We start from the raw sequence: 15725 nt of genomic DNA, 5'->3' as shown, positions 1-15725 counted from the left end.
TATTTGCCGGCGTTTCGCGCCGGTGCATTTTTGTCAAATTCAGCAATCAGAGGCGCCACAAGTACCTTCCCCGACACCTCTTCAGAGTTGGTATCAAATCAATGTCTTTTCCGCAACGCCGAAAAAGGCTTCGCGAATATTCTGTGCTATGCTTCCCGGATGACCATTGCCGATCGGCTTGCCGTCGACCGAAATGACCGGAAAACAGATGCTGGTGGCAGCCGTGATGAAGACTTCGCGCGCCGCGAGCATCTCATCCACCGAGAACGCCCTCTCCTCGATTTTGAGCCCGAGCGGCACCGCCACATCCATCAAGGTGGTGCGGGTGATTCCCTTGAGGATGCCGTGTTCCGCCAGCCGCGTACGCAAGCTTCCGTCACGATCGACGATCCAGACATTGGTCGCCGCCCCCTCCTTCACCGTGCCGTCGGCATCGACGAAGATCGCCTCCTGCGCGCCCTCTTCCCTGGCCTTCTGGCGCGCCAGCACGTTGGGCAGAAGCCCGACCGACTTGATGTCCACCCGGTTCCAGCGGTTTTCCGGCACCGTGATCGCCGCAATTCCGTGGGTCGCCTTCCTGGCAATGGCCGCGGCGTCGGTACGCTTCGCCGTCACGACGATGGACGGGCGGATTTCCGCCGCCGGAAAGACGTGGTCGCGGCGCGCCACGCCGCGCGTGACCTGCATGTAGAACAGGCCGTTCCTTACCCAGTTGCGCCGGACGACTTCGCGGATCACGTGGACGAGCGCCGCCCTGTTCATCGGCCAATCGATGCGCAGCTCGCTGAGCGACCGGCCAAGGCGGTCGAGATGACGGGTGAGGTCGACGATATAGCCGTGTCGCACCTCGCAGACCTCGTAGACGCCGTCGGCAAACTGGTAGCCGCGGTCCTCGATATGGACGCTGGCGTCTGCGTGCGGCACGTAGGCGCCGTTGACATAGGCAATTCGGGACATCGTCTCGCCTTTAGAAATACTGGATGCTGACGCGGAACAGTTGCTCGACATGGCGCACCGCATCGGCGGTGGCGAAGAGCACGACGCGATCCTTCGCCTTGATCCGGGTGGCACCATCAGGACGGATGAACGTCTTGTCGCGATAGAGCGCGCCGATGCGGATGCCGTCGGGCAGCTCGAGATCGCGCAGGGCCTTGCCGACGAGCGGCGACGTTTCGAGAGCCTCGGCCTCGATGACTTCGGCCATGCCCTTCTGCACTGCGTAGACCGAGCGGATGCGGCCCTTGCGGACATGCTGCAGCACGCGCGAGATCGTCACGGCGCGCGGGTTCACATAGGCATCGACGCCGGCGGTCGCAGCGAAATCCTGGTAGGACGGCTCGTTGATGAGGACGAGCGTGGACTTTGCACCCAAGTGCTTCGCCATCATGCTGCCGAGGATGTTGATCTGGTCGTTGTTGGTCAGCGCCACCACGAGATCGGCATCCTGGACATCGGCCTGGGCGAGGATCCGCTGGTCCATGGCCGAGCCGTTGAGCACGACCGTGCTGCTCAGCTTGTCGGCCATCATCACGGCGCGGTCACGGTCGCTCTCGATCAGCTTCACCCGCGTGCGCGACTGGTGGTCCTCGATCGCCTTGGCAACGAAATATCCGACATTGCCGCCGCCGAAAATGATGATGCGCCGCGCTTCCTGCTCTTCGTGGCCGAAGAGCGCCAGCGTGCGCCGCGCATGATCGCGATCGCAGACGACATAGGCGATATCGCCCGCCTGCAACTGGTCGTCGGAATGCGGCACGATCACCTTGCCGTTACGGAAAATGCCGGTGACGGTGGCAAGCAAATCCGGAAACAGTTCGCTCAACTGCTGCAGCGGCGTGCCGACGACAGGGCAATCCTCCAGGCATTCGAAGGCGACCATGGCGATGCGATCATCGGCGAAGCGCACGACGTCGATCGCGCCGGGAAAGGAAATGCGCCGCAGCACCAGCCGCCCGACTTCGACTTCGGGCGAAATGGTGACGTCGATCGGCACGTTCTCGCGCGAAAACAGGTTTGCATATTCCGGCGCGAGATAGCTCTGCGCCCGAATTCGCGCGACCTTGGTCGGCACGTTGAAGATCGCGTGCGCCACTTCACAGGCAACGATGTTGACTTCGTCGGACAGTGTCACCGCAATCAGCATGTCGGCCTGGTCAGCACCTGCCTTTGCCAGCACGTCCGGGTGCGCACCGTGGCCGACATAGCCGCGCACGTCGAGGCTCTCGGTAATGTTGGCGATCAGCGCCGCCGACGTATCGATCACCGAAACGTCGTTATCTTCCTGCGCCAGCCGCTCGGCAATGCCGTAGCCGACCTGCCCCGCGCCACAAATGACTACCTTCATGTCGTTCTTTCACATGCGAGCGCGGGCGGGTTGGCCGGGAATTCCGGTTCACACACCCAGCGACTTCAGCTTCCGATGCAGTGCCGACCGCTCCATGCCGACAAATTCCGCCGTGCGCGAAATGTTGCCGCCGAATCGGTTGATCTGCGCGATCAGATAATCACGTTCGAACATTTCGCGAGCCTCGCGCAACGGCAGCGTCATGATGTGCTGGTCGCCCTGGGCCGAGATCTTCGGCAGCGTGTCGCCCACTTCCGTCGGCAGCATGTCGGCCGAGATCGGCGTATCCGGACCGTCGCTGCGCGCAAGGATCATCAGCCGCTCGATGTTGTTGCGAAGCTGCCGGATGTTGCCCGGCCAGTCATGCGCCTGAAGCACGGCCAGCGCATCGTCGCCGATCTTGCGCGGACGGATGCCGGCCTGCTCGCTGACCTGGCGCATGAACATGTCGACGAGGAACGGAATATCCTCGCGCCGTTCGGCCAACGCCGGCACGCGAACCGGAATGACGGCCAGCCGGTGGAAGAGGTCTTCGCGGAAGAGGCCCTCGGAGATCATGTTTTCGAGGTTGTAGGCGGTCGACGAGATGATGCGCACATCGACCTTCACGCGCTTGGTGCCGCCGACACGCTCGAACTGCTGGTCGACGAGCACGCGCAGGATCTTGTTCTGCGTCTCGCGCGGCATCTCGCCGATCTCGTCGAGATAGAGAATGCCGCCATGGGCTTCCTCAAGCGCGCCCGTGCGGCGCGGCTGGCCCGGCGTGCCTTCGGTCCCGAACAGCGCGATTTCCATCCGGTCCGGCGTGATCGCCGCAGCGTTCAGCGCCACGAACGGCCCAGCGGACCGCGTCGACTTGCGGTGGATCATGCGCGCGACCAGTTCCTTGCCGGAACCCGAGGGCCCCTGGATCATGATGCGGCTGTTGGTCGGCGCAACCTTTTCGACCGTCTGGCGAAGCTGCGAGACGGCAACGGACGTGCCGATCAGTTCGACCGGGTCGCCGGACTTCTTCTTCAGTTCCGAGACTTCGCGCTTGAGCTTGGAGTTCTCCAGCGCCCGCTCGGCGATAAGGATCAGGCGGTCTGCCTTGAAAGGCTTCTCGATGAAATCATAGGCGCCACGCTTGATGGCGTTGACGGCGGTTTCGATGTTGCCGTGGCCGGAAATCATGACGACCGGCAGATCCGGGTGGCGTCCCTTGATCTCGTCGAGCAGCGCCAGACCGTCGAGGCGGCTTCCCTGCATCCAGATGTCGAGGAAGACCAGCCGCGGCACACGATCGCTGATCGCCGCCAGCGCGCTGTCACTGTCGAAGGCGGTGCGCGTTTCGTGCCCCTCGTCGGACAGGATACCCGACACGATCTCGCGGATATCTTCCTCATCGTCCACAACCAGAATATCAGCGGCCATCGCTCGCACCCTTATCCTTCAAACTCTCTTCGCCCCCGGTTTCTCCGGCAGGCGGCAGGATCACGCGGATCATCGCCCCGACACCGCCGTCGTATTCGGCAGGCGCGTCGTGCAATTCCAATTGTCCGCCATGGTCCTCGATGATCTTCTTGACGATGGCGAGACCCAGGCCCGTGCCCTTCTCGCGCATCGTCATGTATGGCTCCAAAATACGGTGCCGGTTTTCCGTGGGCAGGCCCTTGCCGTTGTCGATGATATCGACGACGAACCGGCCTGTCGCCGCATCGCTTCGCGCACGCGCCACGATAACAGGCTGGCCGCGGACAGCTTCCGACGGCACCGCCTCGATCGATTCGACGGCGTTCTTGACGATGTTGCCGAAGGCTTGGCCGAGCATGCGCTCGTCGAACAGGCCCTCAAGCGGCTCCTCGCCAAAGTCGCGCACGAAGTTGATGTGGTTGTTGCCCATTTCGCGCAGGAACACTGCATCCTTCAGGATCGCGCGAAGATCCGCCCGTTCCTTTGTCGGCTTCGGCATGCGCGCGAAGGCCGAGAATTCGTCCACCATGCGGCCGATGTCTTCCACCTGGCGCACGATCGTATCGGTGCATTGATCGAAAACGGCCTTGTCGTCCTGATTGATCTGCTTGCCGTAGCGCCGCTTCAGGCGCTCGGCGGAAAGCTGGATCGGCGTCAGCGGGTTCTTGATCTCGTGCGCGATGCGGCGCGCCACGTCGGCCCAGGCGGTCGAGCGCTGGGCGATGACGAGATCGGTGATGTCGTCGATGGTGATGACGTAGGATTCGTTCGCTTCACCGCCTTCTTCCCGCGTCACCTGAACGTTCAACGTGCGCTCGGTTCCGCCGCGCATGACGTTGATCTGCTTGCGGTAATCGTTGCGGTGGCGCCCTTCGGCCTCGACCAGGACCTCCTCGATCTCCGGTGCGACCTCCCGCAGGTCAGCACCGAGAAGATCCGGCGCGGCTTTCTTCAGGAAATCCTCGGACGACGGATTGGCGATGGTGATCTGGCGATCGCGCCCGACACCGATGACGGCCGCAGTCACGCCCGAAAGAACGGCCTCGATGAAGCGGCGGCGGTGGTCGACTTCGTCCTTGGCCTCGAGGATCTGCTCCTGCTGGCTGCGGATCTCCGAAACCATCTTGTTGAAGGTTCGCGACAGATTACCGACGTCGCCATCGACGGCGCGCACCGGCACGACGACGTCAAGATTACCGGAGGCAACGCTGTCGGCGGCACCGATGAGCTGGCGGATGGGCCGGACAATCCGGTCGGCGACCGCGATCGCGGTCCAGATCGCGGCAAGCAATACGATGAGGGCAAAGCCGATATAGAGCACGCCGAAGGCGATCTGGGTGAAGGTCCGCCCGGCTTCGAGCATCTTGTACTCGGCGGTGTTCTCCTCCATCAGCCGGAGCGAACGCATCACCTCCGGATCGACGTTGCGAACCGTGTAGAGGAAGGTGCCGGGAATGTCGTCAAGCGGGATGACCGCGCCGACAAGATTGGTAATGCCCGGCGGGATCAGGGTCGGCTGGCCGGAGACGGAGCTCTTCAATGCATCCGGAGGAATGGCCGGTAGCGGGCGGTCGGTCGAGATGCTGGCCTGCACGATGGGGCTGCCGTCGGCGCGCACAAGAAAGGCGCCCAGCATGCCGCGTCCCCGCGCCTGGCGCGTCATCAGCTCTGCAAAGCCCGTACGGTCGAGGCTGTAGAGCTGGCGATTGCGTTCGAGGTCGTTGGCCATCGACACGGTCTGGCCCTGCAGATAGCTCGCATTTTCGAGCACATAGGCCTGCGCGACGTTGATCGAGGAGCGGACGATCGCCTGGGTTCGGAGCGAGAACCAGCGGTCGAGGCCGACATCGAGCGTGATGCTGGCAAAGATCGCGACGAGCACCGCCGGCGTGATCGCGACGATAGAAAACAGCGCGACGATGCGCACGTGCAGGCGTGCAGCCGCGCGCCCCTTGTGGCGGGCGCGCAGGAGACGCAGGATTTCACGGGCAATCAGATAGATGAGGCCGACGACGAAGAGGCTATTGATCGCCGCGCAGGCGATGACGACATTTCGTTCGAGCTTGATGGGCGTCAGGCCAAGGAGCACGAGCAGGGACACGGTCGCGCAGATCAGCGCGCCGGTTGCCAACATCAGGCCCGGCAGGGCAAAGGACCCACGGCGATCCTGCGCCGCCAGTCCCTCATCTGTGCCCAGCGGCAAGGCCATTGCGTCCACCATGAAAAGCGTTCCCCCAACCGTCGCCGGCCGGCGGCGGCATCTCTTGCTTGCATTCTCGGGTCAAAGGTTGACCTCACCACCCAGCTGGGCTGCCGCGCTGCACCCCCGTCAATCGATTGGGTCAAATCGATTGAACAGGACGGCAACGACGCGCGATTCGGCGGCCGTTATCCGTTCAAGCAACGCATTGTGGCGAAAATGCAACGGTGGGTGTGACCAAGTCAAGCGCTGCGTGAGCTGCGATAGACCGAAACGCCGAGCTCGCGGATCTTCTTGCGCAGCGTGTTGCGGTTGAGGCCGAGCAGATCGGCCGCCTTGATCTGGTTGCCGCGGGTGGCGGTAAGCGCCGCAAGGATCAGCGGATACTCCATTTCCGCAAGCACCCGGTCGTAAAGGCCGGCCGGCGGCAAGGCCTCGCCAAAGCTTGCGAAATACTGGCGCATGTTTTCTTCGACCGCCTGCGAAATCGTCAGCGAGCCGGGGCGTGCCGCCGCTTTCTCGATCGGGCTGTCCGGGATCTCCGAGCGAAGCTCGTTTTCGATGATCTCACGGCTGATGACGTCCTGTGGATAAAGTGCCGTCAGGCGCCGTACCAGGTTCTCCAGCTCGCGCACATTGCCCGGCCAGGGATGCGCCTTCATCAGTTCCAGCGCCTCATGGTCGAAGCGCTTGACGTCCAAGCCCTCCTTCTCGGCTTGCTGGACGAAGTGGCGCACGAGGTCCGGAATGTCCTCGGCACGGTCGCGCAGCGGCGGCAGCCGCAGCGGCACCACGTTCAGGCGATAATAGAGATCTTCGCGAAACAGGCCCTGATTGATCGACTGTTTCAGGTCCTTGTTGGTCGCCGCGACGATACGCACGTCAGAGCGGATCGGCGTACGCCCGCCAACGGTCGTATATTCCCCTTGCTGCAGCACGCGCAAAAGACGCGTCTGCGCGTCCATCGGCATGTCGCCGATTTCGTCGAGGAAGAGCGTGCCGCCCTCAGCCTGTTCGAAACGTCCGGTCGAGCGCATCTGCGCGCCGGTAAAGGCACCCTTCTCATGGCCAAAGAGTTCCGATTCGATCAGGTCGCGCGGGATCGCCGCCATGTTGATCGCGACGAACGGGCCGTTGCGGCGCTTGCCATAATCATGCAGAGCGCGGGCAACCAACTCCTTACCGGTACCGGACTCGCCGGTGATCATCAGCGTCAGGTCGGTCTGCATCAGGCGCGCAAGCACCCGGTAGATCTCCTGCATCGCCGCCGATCGGCCGACCAGTGGCATGCCGTCCTGGGTGTCATCGTCGAGTTTTGCCGGCCGGCGCTTCGGCTCCGACAGCGCCCGGCCGATGATGCCGATCAGTTCGGTCAGGTCGAAAGGCTTCGGCAGATAGTCGTAGGCTCCCTTCTCCGAAGCCTTGATCGCCGTCATAAAAGTGTTCTGGGCGCTCATGACCAGCACCGGCAGGTCGGGACGCGCCTTCTTGATGCGCGGCAGAAGATCGAAGGCGTTTTCGTCCGGCATCACCACGTCGGTCACGACCAGATCGCCATCGCCCGCCGCAATCCAGCGCCACAGCGTCGCCGCGTTGGAGGTGATGCGGACATCGTAGCCGGCGCGGCTCAATGCCTGGTTCAGCACGGTGCGAATGGCGGCGTCGTCATCCGCGACGAGGATCGTGGCACCGGTCATGCAAGGTTTCCTTTTGTCATCGGCATGTCGTCGTCATCCGCGGCCTGGCCCTTGGAGGCCGGCATCAGCACGCGGAAGGTGGTGCGGTTCTGCTGGCTGTCGCATTCGACGATCCCGCCGTGGCCGCCGATGATCTTGGCAACCAGAGCGAGACCCAGGCCGGAACCGTTGGTCTTGGTGGTGATGAAGGGATCAAACAAGAGCGGCAGCAGGTCCTGAGGGACGCCCGGCCCGTTGTCGTGCACACAGAATTCCAGCGGCAGCGAGATCTTCTCGCGCGTTCCGGCAACCGACAGGCGAATGCCCGGCCGGTAGGCGGTCGTCAGCAGGATTTCGCCGTCGTGGCGTTCGCCGATCGCTTCGGCCGCGTTCTTGATCAGGTTCAGGAACACCTGAACCAGCTGGTCGCGGTTGGCATAGACCGGCGGCAGCGACGGATCGTAGTGCTCGGCGAACTTGATGTGGCGGGCAAACCCGGCCTTGGCGATCGCCTTCACGTGGTCGAGCACCGAATGGATGTTAAGCGGAACGCGATCGACGGGGCGTTCGTCGGAAAACACCTCCATGCGATCGACCAGCGAAACGATGCGGTCGGTCTCGTCGCAGATCAGCCGCGTCAGCGCTCGGTCCTCGTCGTTCGCCGAAGTCTCCAGCAGCTGCGCCGCACCGCGGATGCCCGAGAGCGGGTTCTTGATTTCATGCGCCAGCATCGAGGCAAGGCCGGTGACCGAACGGGCAGCGCCGCGATGCGTCAGCTGCCGGTCGATCTTGTCGGCCATCGAGCGCTCCTGGAAGACGACAACGACCGCACCCGGCTCGGACAGTACAGGGGCGACATAGAGATCGACCAGCTTGTCGGCGCCAAGGCGCGGCGAACTCAGGTCGACGCGATACTCGTTGACCGGCGCCTTGCGCTCGCGCACCTGCTCGATCAGCGTCAGCAGCGGGCTACCAAAGGGAATGAAGGCGCTGATGTCGTGGCGCGCCAGGTGGTTGGCGCTGGCGCCGAAAAACGATTCGGCCTCCCAGTTGGCAAAAGCGACGAGACCCTTGGCATCGACCATGATCACCGGGTTCTGGATGGCGTTCAAAACCGCCATCGACAGGCCGTTGGCGACGGCGTCAGGCATGCTCGGTTTCTCGGTCATGCGGCGATCCCTTCTGCGACCGCCTCGCCTTCCGGCTTGCCCGGGGCTGCGTCGAGCATTGCCGCACGGGCCCTGTCGCGGACGAAACGGGCATCGGTCGATGTCAGGATTGCAGCCTTTTCAGCTCCCGCCATGTCGGGAGCGGTGCGATCGAGGTACCATGCAACATGCTTGCGGGCATGCCGAAGACCGACCTCGACGCCATAGAATTCGAGCATCATTTCGTAGTGCTCCGCAAAGATATCCGCGACCTCCGCCGGCGAAGGATGCTTCACGGCGCCGGCAAGGAAGCCGACGTGCCACGGGCGCCCCTGGGAGGAACGGCCGGCCATGACGGCGTCCGCGCCAGATCGGCGAAGGATCTCCTGGGCGTCGGCGACCGTCTCCACATCACCATTGGCGACCAGCGGCACGGTGACCACCTCACGAACCAGCCGGATCGCATCCCAATCCGCCTTGCCGTTGTAGAACTGCATGCGCGTGCGGCCGTGCACGGTGATTGCCTTCACGCCCGCTTCTTCGGCGCGCTTGGCAATCAGCGGCGCGTTGATCGAGTTTTCGTCCCATCCAAGCCGCATCTTCAGCGTCACCGGCACATCGACGGCGTTGACGGTCGCCTCGACCAGCGACAAAGCGTGATCGGGGTCGCGCATCAACGCTGAGCCAGAATAACCGCCCGTCACCTTCTTTGCCGGGCAGCCCATGTTGATGTCGATGATATCGGCGCCGTTGTCAGCGGCGATCTTCGCCGCCTCCGCCATCCAATGGGCCTCGCGGCCCGCAAGCTGGACGATATGCGGCTTGATCCCGGAATTCTTCAGCCGCGCCCAGGATTCCTGGGCATTGCCGACCAGTTCACGGCTCGCCACCATTTCGGTGACGACGAAACCCGCGCCAAAGCGCCAGGCAAGACGCCGGAATGGAAGGTCGGTGACGCCGGACATCGGCGCGAGCGCAACCCGGTTGCGGAATTCGATGGATCCGATGCGGAGCGGAGACGAAAGAGCCGGAATTGGCAAATGCATATCTTTCAGGCACATGTTGTTCCTGCACTATTTTTAGACACTGTTCTCGGACTTGCCAAGCGATTTCGGCGCGGCGCGCAAAATTCCCAGCTCGGCTGGCAAAGCACGACCCTTCGCGGTACATCACGGCGAAGATCGGCGAATGCGGGACCTCATACAGAAAATGCAGCCTCAAGAACAGCTCAAGTGCGGCGTCGTTATCGTTGCGGCAGGACGCGGCGAACGCGCCGGACAATCGGCCGAGGGTCCGAAGCAGTACCGAACCATCGGCGACCGCCCCGTTATCGCCCATACGCTTGACACTTTCGCGACATGGCCGGACGCCGGCCCGATCGTCGTCGTCATCCATCCGGACGACGAGGCGCTGTTCGACGCCGCACGCAAGCACTCTGCGGCCGGCGATGTGATCATCGTCCATGGCGGCGCCACCCGGCAGATATCAGTGCTCGCCGGCCTAGAGGCCCTGGCGGATATCGGCGCGCGCCGCGTGATGATCCACGACGCGGTGCGCCCCTTTGCCGATCACGCACTGCTGTCGCGCTGCGCTGCGGCATTGAGTGAAGACGTCAAGGCCGTGCTGCCGGCAGTCGCCGTTGCAGACACGCTGAAGCGTGCCGGCAAGGATGGCATGGTCACGGAAACCGTGCCGCGCGACGGCCTCTATGGCGCGCAGACGCCGCAGACCTTCGACCTCCGGGCCATTCTTGCCGCCCACCGGGATGCGGCAAGAAGCGGCCGCATGGATTTCACCGACGACGCGTCGATCGCCGAATGGGCCGGCCTCAAGGTCGTGCTCGTCGAAGGCGCCGTCGATAATGTCAAGCTTACGCTGAAAAGGGATATCGCCATGGCCGACGAGAAACTCAAGCGCATTGCCCTGCCCGATGTGCGCACGGGCAACGGCTACGACGTGCACCAGCTCGTCGAGGGCGACGGCGTCACGCTCTGCGGCGTCTTCATTGCGCACACCAAGAAACTCTCCGGCCATTCCGATGCCGACGTGGCGCTGCACGCGCTCACAGATGCGCTGCTCGCCACCTGCGGCGCCGGCGACATCGGCGATCATTTCCCGCCGTCCGACCCGCAATGGAAGGGCGCGGCGTCGCGCATTTTCCTGGAGCATGCGGCCAGGATCGTGCGCGAGCGCGGCGGCATCATCACCAACGCGGACGTTTCGCTCATCGCCGAAGCGCCGAAGGTCGGGCCGCACCGGCTGACGATGCGCGAGAACCTCGCGGACATGCTGGGCATTTCGCTCGACCGCTGCTCGGTCAAGGCAACGACCAACGAACGCCTCGGTTTCGTCGGTCGCGACGAAGGCATCGCCGCCATCGCCACGGCGACCGTCGTCTATGGGAGCCTTTCGTGATGTGGCCCGCCGATATCGAAGTGAAGGCCGGTGAAATCATCGCCGCGTTCACGGCGCGCGGCCTCAAGGTCGCGACCGCCGAATCCTGCACCGGCGGCCTGATCGCCGGCGCCTTGACCGAGATCTCCGGCTCGTCAGCGGTCGTCGATCGCGGCTTTGTCACCTATTCCAACGAGGCGAAGGTGGCGATGCTCGGCGTCGAGGCGGCGACCCTCATCGCCCATGGCGCGGTGTCACGACAGACGGCAATCGAGATGGCGCAGGGCGCCGTCGCGCATTCGGCAGCCGATTTCGCCGTTGCCGTCACCGGCATTGCCGGCCCGGGCGGCGGCTCTGTCGAAAAACCCGTCGGCCTCGTGCACCTTGCGGCATCCGGACGAAACGGCGCATTGCTGCATCGGGAAATGCGTTACGGCGATATCGGCCGCAGCAAGATCCGGCTTGCAACCGTGCGCACCGCGCTCGACATGCTGACGGAAATCGCTCAGGCGGAATAGATGCTGTCGGCGCGCTTTTCGAAGGCGTCGGAGAACATGCGGAATGCGCGATCGAACATCGTGCCCATCAGGGCGCCGAGAATGCGGCTCTTGAACTCGTAGTCGATATCGAAGTGCACGACCGACTGCCCCTCGCCCGACGGCTCGAAGCGCCAGCGGTTGTCGAGATATTTGAACGGCCCGTCGATGTACTTTACATCGATGGTGCGCTCGGCCTTGTTCAAGAGCACCTGCGTCGTGAAGGTCTCGCGGATCGCCTTGTAACCGACGGTCATGTCGGCAAGCAGCAGCACCTTGCCGTCGCGCTCCTTGCGGGAACGTACTTTCAGCGCCTCGCAGAGCGGCAGAAACTGCGGATACTGTTCGACGTCGGCAACGAGATCAAACATCTGGTCTGCGGTGTGCTTGACGACGTGGTTGGTTTCGAAATGCGGCATAAAGGGGAGTTAAGCGGGAGAACCGAGAAGATCAAGGAGCCTGCGCATCTGGCGCCGCGATTTCAACTGCAGAACCGGCACGTCGGGGCCGTGCTTTGCCAGACCTGCGACGATGTGCGGCGTAAATTTCTGCTCGAACGTCCAGATGAACTGAAGGAAATCCCAATCGACCTTTTCGATGCACCCCGGCGCCATCTCCGGGCGGGTGCGGCCGAAGTGTTTCAGCCAGCGGGTAACGACGCCGCGTATGCAGACAAGCCGCGGCATGCGCACCCAGATCACGATGTCGCTTTTTGGCACCCGGATATCGAATGAGGACGGACTGGTGCCATCCATGACCCAGCGATCGGCGGCGATCCTCTCGACAATGCGCTGGCGCTGTTCCGTCCGGTCACGCTCGGCCCAACCCGGCAACCAGCGGATATCCCGATCGATCGAAATATAAGTTAGCTGAAACTGACGGGCGAGCTTCAGTGAAAGAGTCGACTTGCCGCCGCCGGAGCACCCGACAACGAGGATACGCCTGGCCCTGCGAATATGGTCGGCGGCAACGGCATCGTCGACATAGTTGACGATTGCCGGTTTTGACGGCTGGTTCATGGAGACTCCCGCGGAATTCGGGAAGAACGAAACCCAATGCGAAACTCCGGCACGGGGCCGGAGTTTCGGTATTTGTTGGTCAGCCTGCCGCGGCCGCCAGCTTCTTCTCGCGAGCCGCGCGCAGACGGGCGAAGTCGTCGCCGGCGTGGTGCGAGGAGCGCGTCAGCGGGCTCGACGACACCATCAGGAAGCCCTTGGTGTAGGCGACGGTCTCGTAGGACTTGAACTCCTCAGGCGTCACGAACGCTTCGACCTTGTGGTGCTTGCGGGTCGGCTGCAGGTACTGGCCGATCGTCAGGAAGTCGACATCGGCGGTTCGAAGGTCATCCATCAGTTGCAGCACTTCGTTGCGCTCTTCACCGAGGCCAACCATGATGCCGGATTTGGTAAACATGGTCGGGTCCAGTTCCTTCACGCGCTGCAGCAGGCGGACGGAGTGGAAGTAGCGTGCACCCGGACGAACCGTCAGGTAGTTGCCGGGTACGGTTTCCATGTTGTGGTTGAAGACGTCGGGCTTGGCGGCAACGACACGCTCCAGCGCGCCCGGCTTCTTCAGGAAATCCGGCGTCAGGATCTCGATGGTCGTTGAAGGCGATGCTTCGCGGATCGCCCAGATCACCTTCTCGAAGTGTTCGGCGCCACCGTCTTCCAGGTCGTCGCGGTCGACCGAGGTGATGACCACGTGGCTGAGGCCCATCTGCTTGACGGCCTTGGCGATGTTAGCCGGCTCTTCCATGTCGAGCGCATTCGGCTTGCCGGTCGCGACGTTGCAGAAGGCGCAGGCGCGGGTACAGATCTCACCCATGATCATGAAGGTCGCGTGCTTCTTGTCCCAGCACTCGCCGATGTTCGGGCAGCCGGCTTCTTCGCACACGGTCACGAGCTTGTGCGACCGCACCAGCTCGCGGGTCTCCTGATAGCCCTTGGACATCGGCGCCTTGACGCGGATCCACTCCGGCTTGCGCATCACTTCCGTGTCGGGCTTGTGCGCCTTTTCCGGGTGGCGGACGCGTTGCGCCCGATCAGAGACGGCATCGAATACCGTTACCATACTGTCTTCCTCGTCGCGGCGGGGCCGGCATCAGGCCGGGTGACCCATTTTCGCTCTATATAGACGGCCCGATGGCAAATGTCAGGCCGTCTTCATATCACGCCCGACGGAAGCGCAGATGGCCCGGCAGGCTATCGTTTCACAACTCGACCAACGGCGATCAACAGGCAGGCGCCGATGAAGCCGATGATCAGGTAGGCGAGCCAGCCGGCATATGCCATGCCGAAGGACGCCAGGATGAAGTTCAGCACCACCGCGCCGATGATGCCGAGCAGTATGTTCATGAACAGACCCATGCTGCTGCTCATGAATTTCTCCGCGAGCCACCCGGCCAACCCGCCGATGATGATCGCAGCCAGAATACCGACGCCGTTCACGCTCATTTTGGTCTCCGTGCATTGAAAACGAGTTCATTAACAATACCGAAAATACACAAAAAGCGCGGCCGCCGAAACTATCAGGCGTTGAGCGCGCGGCCGTATGCGTCGAGCACGCTTTCCTTCATCGTCTCCGAGATCGTCGGATGCGGGAAGATAGTGTGCATCAGGTCTTCCTCGGTCGTCTCGAGGTTCATCGCGACGACGAAGCCCTGGATCAATTCGGTGACTTCAGCGCCGACCATGTGCGCGCCGAGCAGCTCGCCGGTCTTCTTGTCGAAGATCGTCTTGACCAGACCCTGGTCTTCGCCGAGCGCAATCGCCTTGCCATTGGCAACAAACGGGAAGCGGCCGACGCGGATATCGCGGCCGAGTTCCTTGGCCTTGGCTTCCGTCAGACCGACCGAAGCGACCTGCGGGTGGCAATAGGTGCAGCCCGGGATCTTCAGCTTGTCCATCGGGTGGACGTTCGGCAGGCCCGCGATCTTTTCAACGCAGATGACGGCTTCGTGCTCGGCCTTGTGAGCGAGCATCGGCGGGCCGGCAACGTCACCGATCGCGTAGACGCCGGGAACGTTGGTCTTGCCGTAGCCGTCGATGACGATGCAGCCGCGGTCGGTCTTCACGCCGAGCGTTTCGAGGCCGAGGTTCTCAATGTTGCCCTGGACGCCGACGGCCGAGATCATGCGATCGGCGGTGATCTTTTCGACCTTGCCATCCTTCATCTCGACATGGGCGGTGATCGAGTTGGCACCCTTCTCGACCTTCGTCACCTTGGCCTGGAGATGGATCTTCATGCCCTGCTTCTCGAACTGCTTCTTGGCAATGTTCGAGATCTCGGCGTCTTCGACCGGCATGACGTTCGGCATGACTTCGACGACCGTCACGTCGACGCCCATGGTGCGGTAGAACGAGGCGAATTCGATGCCGATCGCGCCCGAGCCCATAACCAACAGCGACTTCGGCATTTCTTCGGGCTTCATCGCCTCGAAATAGGTCCAGATCAGCTTGCCGTCGGGCTCGATGCCCGGCAGCGCGCGCGGACGGGCGCCGGTCGCAATGATGATGTGCTTGGCGGTGTAGGTGCCCTCGCCCTTGGTGTTCTTCGGCAGCGGCGCCTGCGGCTGGACGACGGGCTTCGTCGACTTGCCGACGACGATCTCGCCCGGCTTCGTCAGCTTGGCTTCGCCCCAGATCACGTCGACCTTGTTCTTCTTCATCAGGAAGCCGACGCCGCCGTTCATGCGCTCGGCAATGCCGCGCGAACGGGCGACGATCGCCTTCAGGTCCGGCGTTACCGTGCCTTCGATCTTGATGCCATAGGCGCCCGGATGCTGGGCATAATGAAGAACCTCGGCGGAGCGCAGCAGCGCCTTGGTCGGGATACAGCCCCAGTTGGAGCAGATGCCGGCCAGATGCTCGCGCTCGACGACCGCGGTCTTGAGACCCAACTGTGCCGCACGAATGGCGGCGATGTAGCCCCCCGGACCCGAACCGATGACGATGACGTCGTAATTCTCAGCCATGT

14 protein-coding genes are annotated in these 15725 nt (G+C 63.0%); 2 read left to right on the top strand and 12 right to left on the bottom strand.

Annotated features, from left to right (window positions below):
• Positions 1–93: 93 nt before the first annotated feature.
• The 7 genes from ACIQUG_RS02215 to dusB form a co-directional block, all read right to left on the bottom strand.
• A complete protein-coding gene (locus tag ACIQUG_RS02215) occupies positions 94–957 on the bottom strand; it encodes a D-amino-acid transaminase (protein ID WP_402316920.1) in 864 nt (287 codons plus the stop codon).
• A gap of 10 nt (positions 958–967) precedes the next feature.
• Positions 968–2344, bottom strand: coding sequence for a Trk system potassium transporter TrkA (gene trkA, locus ACIQUG_RS02210; protein WP_043622072.1), 1377 nt, complete (start codon positions 2342–2344; stop codon positions 968–970).
• A 48-nt stretch (positions 2345–2392) separates the two neighbouring features.
• Positions 2393–3757: a two-component system response regulator NtrX gene (gene ntrX, locus ACIQUG_RS02205; protein ID WP_043622069.1), complete on the bottom strand. Its 1365-nt coding sequence runs from the start codon at positions 3755–3757 to the stop codon at positions 2393–2395.
• Positions 3747–6017: an ATP-binding protein gene (locus ACIQUG_RS02200; protein WP_402316915.1), complete on the bottom strand. Its 2271-nt coding sequence runs from the start codon at positions 6015–6017 to the stop codon at positions 3747–3749. The genes ntrX and ACIQUG_RS02200 overlap by 11 nt, the downstream gene beginning before the upstream one ends.
• Before the next feature lie 221 nt (positions 6018–6238).
• Positions 6239–7693 carry a nitrogen regulation protein NR(I) gene (gene ntrC, locus ACIQUG_RS02195; RefSeq protein WP_034795776.1) on the bottom strand — a complete coding sequence of 485 codons (1455 nt, stop codon included), beginning with the start codon at positions 7691–7693 and terminating at the stop codon, positions 6239–6241.
• On the bottom strand, positions 7690–8841 hold the full coding sequence (locus ACIQUG_RS02190; RefSeq protein WP_034795779.1) for a nitrogen regulation protein NR(II): 1152 nt from the start codon (positions 8839–8841) through the stop codon (positions 7690–7692). Before ACIQUG_RS02190 ends, ntrC begins: the two co-directional genes overlap by 4 nt.
• On the bottom strand, positions 8838–9881 hold the full coding sequence (gene dusB, locus ACIQUG_RS02185) for a tRNA dihydrouridine synthase DusB (protein WP_402316911.1): 1044 nt from the start codon (positions 9879–9881) through the stop codon (positions 8838–8840). Before dusB ends, ACIQUG_RS02190 begins: the two co-directional genes overlap by 4 nt.
• Before the next feature lie 148 nt (positions 9882–10029).
• Here dusB and ACIQUG_RS02180 point away from each other — a divergent pair, with 148 nt between their 5' ends.
• Both ACIQUG_RS02180 and ACIQUG_RS02175 read left to right on the top strand, forming a co-directional pair.
• Positions 10030–11235: a bifunctional 2-C-methyl-D-erythritol 4-phosphate cytidylyltransferase/2-C-methyl-D-erythritol 2,4-cyclodiphosphate synthase gene (locus ACIQUG_RS02180; protein ID WP_402320520.1), complete on the top strand. Its 1206-nt coding sequence runs from the start codon at positions 10030–10032 to the stop codon at positions 11233–11235.
• Entirely contained in the window at positions 11235–11732 is a 498-nt protein-coding gene (locus ACIQUG_RS02175; RefSeq protein ID WP_402320517.1) for a CinA family protein, read from the top strand. Before ACIQUG_RS02180 ends, ACIQUG_RS02175 begins: the two co-directional genes overlap by 1 nt.
• On the opposite strand, the gene ACIQUG_RS02170 is transcribed toward ACIQUG_RS02175, so the two are convergent.
• From ACIQUG_RS02170 to lpdA, 5 genes are all read right to left on the bottom strand, one after another.
• Positions 11720–12169 (bottom strand): type II toxin-antitoxin system RatA family toxin, encoded by a 450-nt coding sequence (locus ACIQUG_RS02170; RefSeq protein WP_043622054.1) that lies wholly within the window; start codon positions 12167–12169, stop codon positions 11720–11722. The genes ACIQUG_RS02175 and ACIQUG_RS02170 overlap by 13 nt on opposite strands.
• A gap of 9 nt (positions 12170–12178) precedes the next feature.
• Positions 12179–12769: an AAA family ATPase gene (locus ACIQUG_RS02165; protein WP_402316907.1), complete on the bottom strand. Its 591-nt coding sequence runs from the start codon at positions 12767–12769 to the stop codon at positions 12179–12181.
• Between the two features lie 79 nt (positions 12770–12848).
• Entirely contained in the window at positions 12849–13820 is a 972-nt protein-coding gene (gene lipA, locus ACIQUG_RS02160; protein WP_402316905.1) for a lipoyl synthase, read from the bottom strand.
• Positions 13821–13951: 131 nt separating this feature from the next.
• Positions 13952–14203: a GlsB/YeaQ/YmgE family stress response membrane protein gene (locus ACIQUG_RS02155; protein ID WP_402316902.1), complete on the bottom strand. Its 252-nt coding sequence runs from the start codon at positions 14201–14203 to the stop codon at positions 13952–13954.
• A gap of 74 nt (positions 14204–14277) precedes the next feature.
• Positions 14278–15723, bottom strand: coding sequence for a dihydrolipoyl dehydrogenase (gene lpdA, locus ACIQUG_RS02150; RefSeq protein WP_402316900.1), 1446 nt, complete (start codon positions 15721–15723; stop codon positions 14278–14280).
• Positions 15724–15725: the final 2 nt, after the last annotated feature.

The sequence above is a fragment of the Ensifer sp. NPDC090286 genome, from assembly GCF_044769565.1.
Classification (GTDB): Bacteria; Pseudomonadota; Alphaproteobacteria; order Rhizobiales; family Rhizobiaceae; genus Ensifer.
Note: the sequence above shows the minus strand (reverse complement) of the source record. Positions and strands in the feature narration are given on the sequence as shown.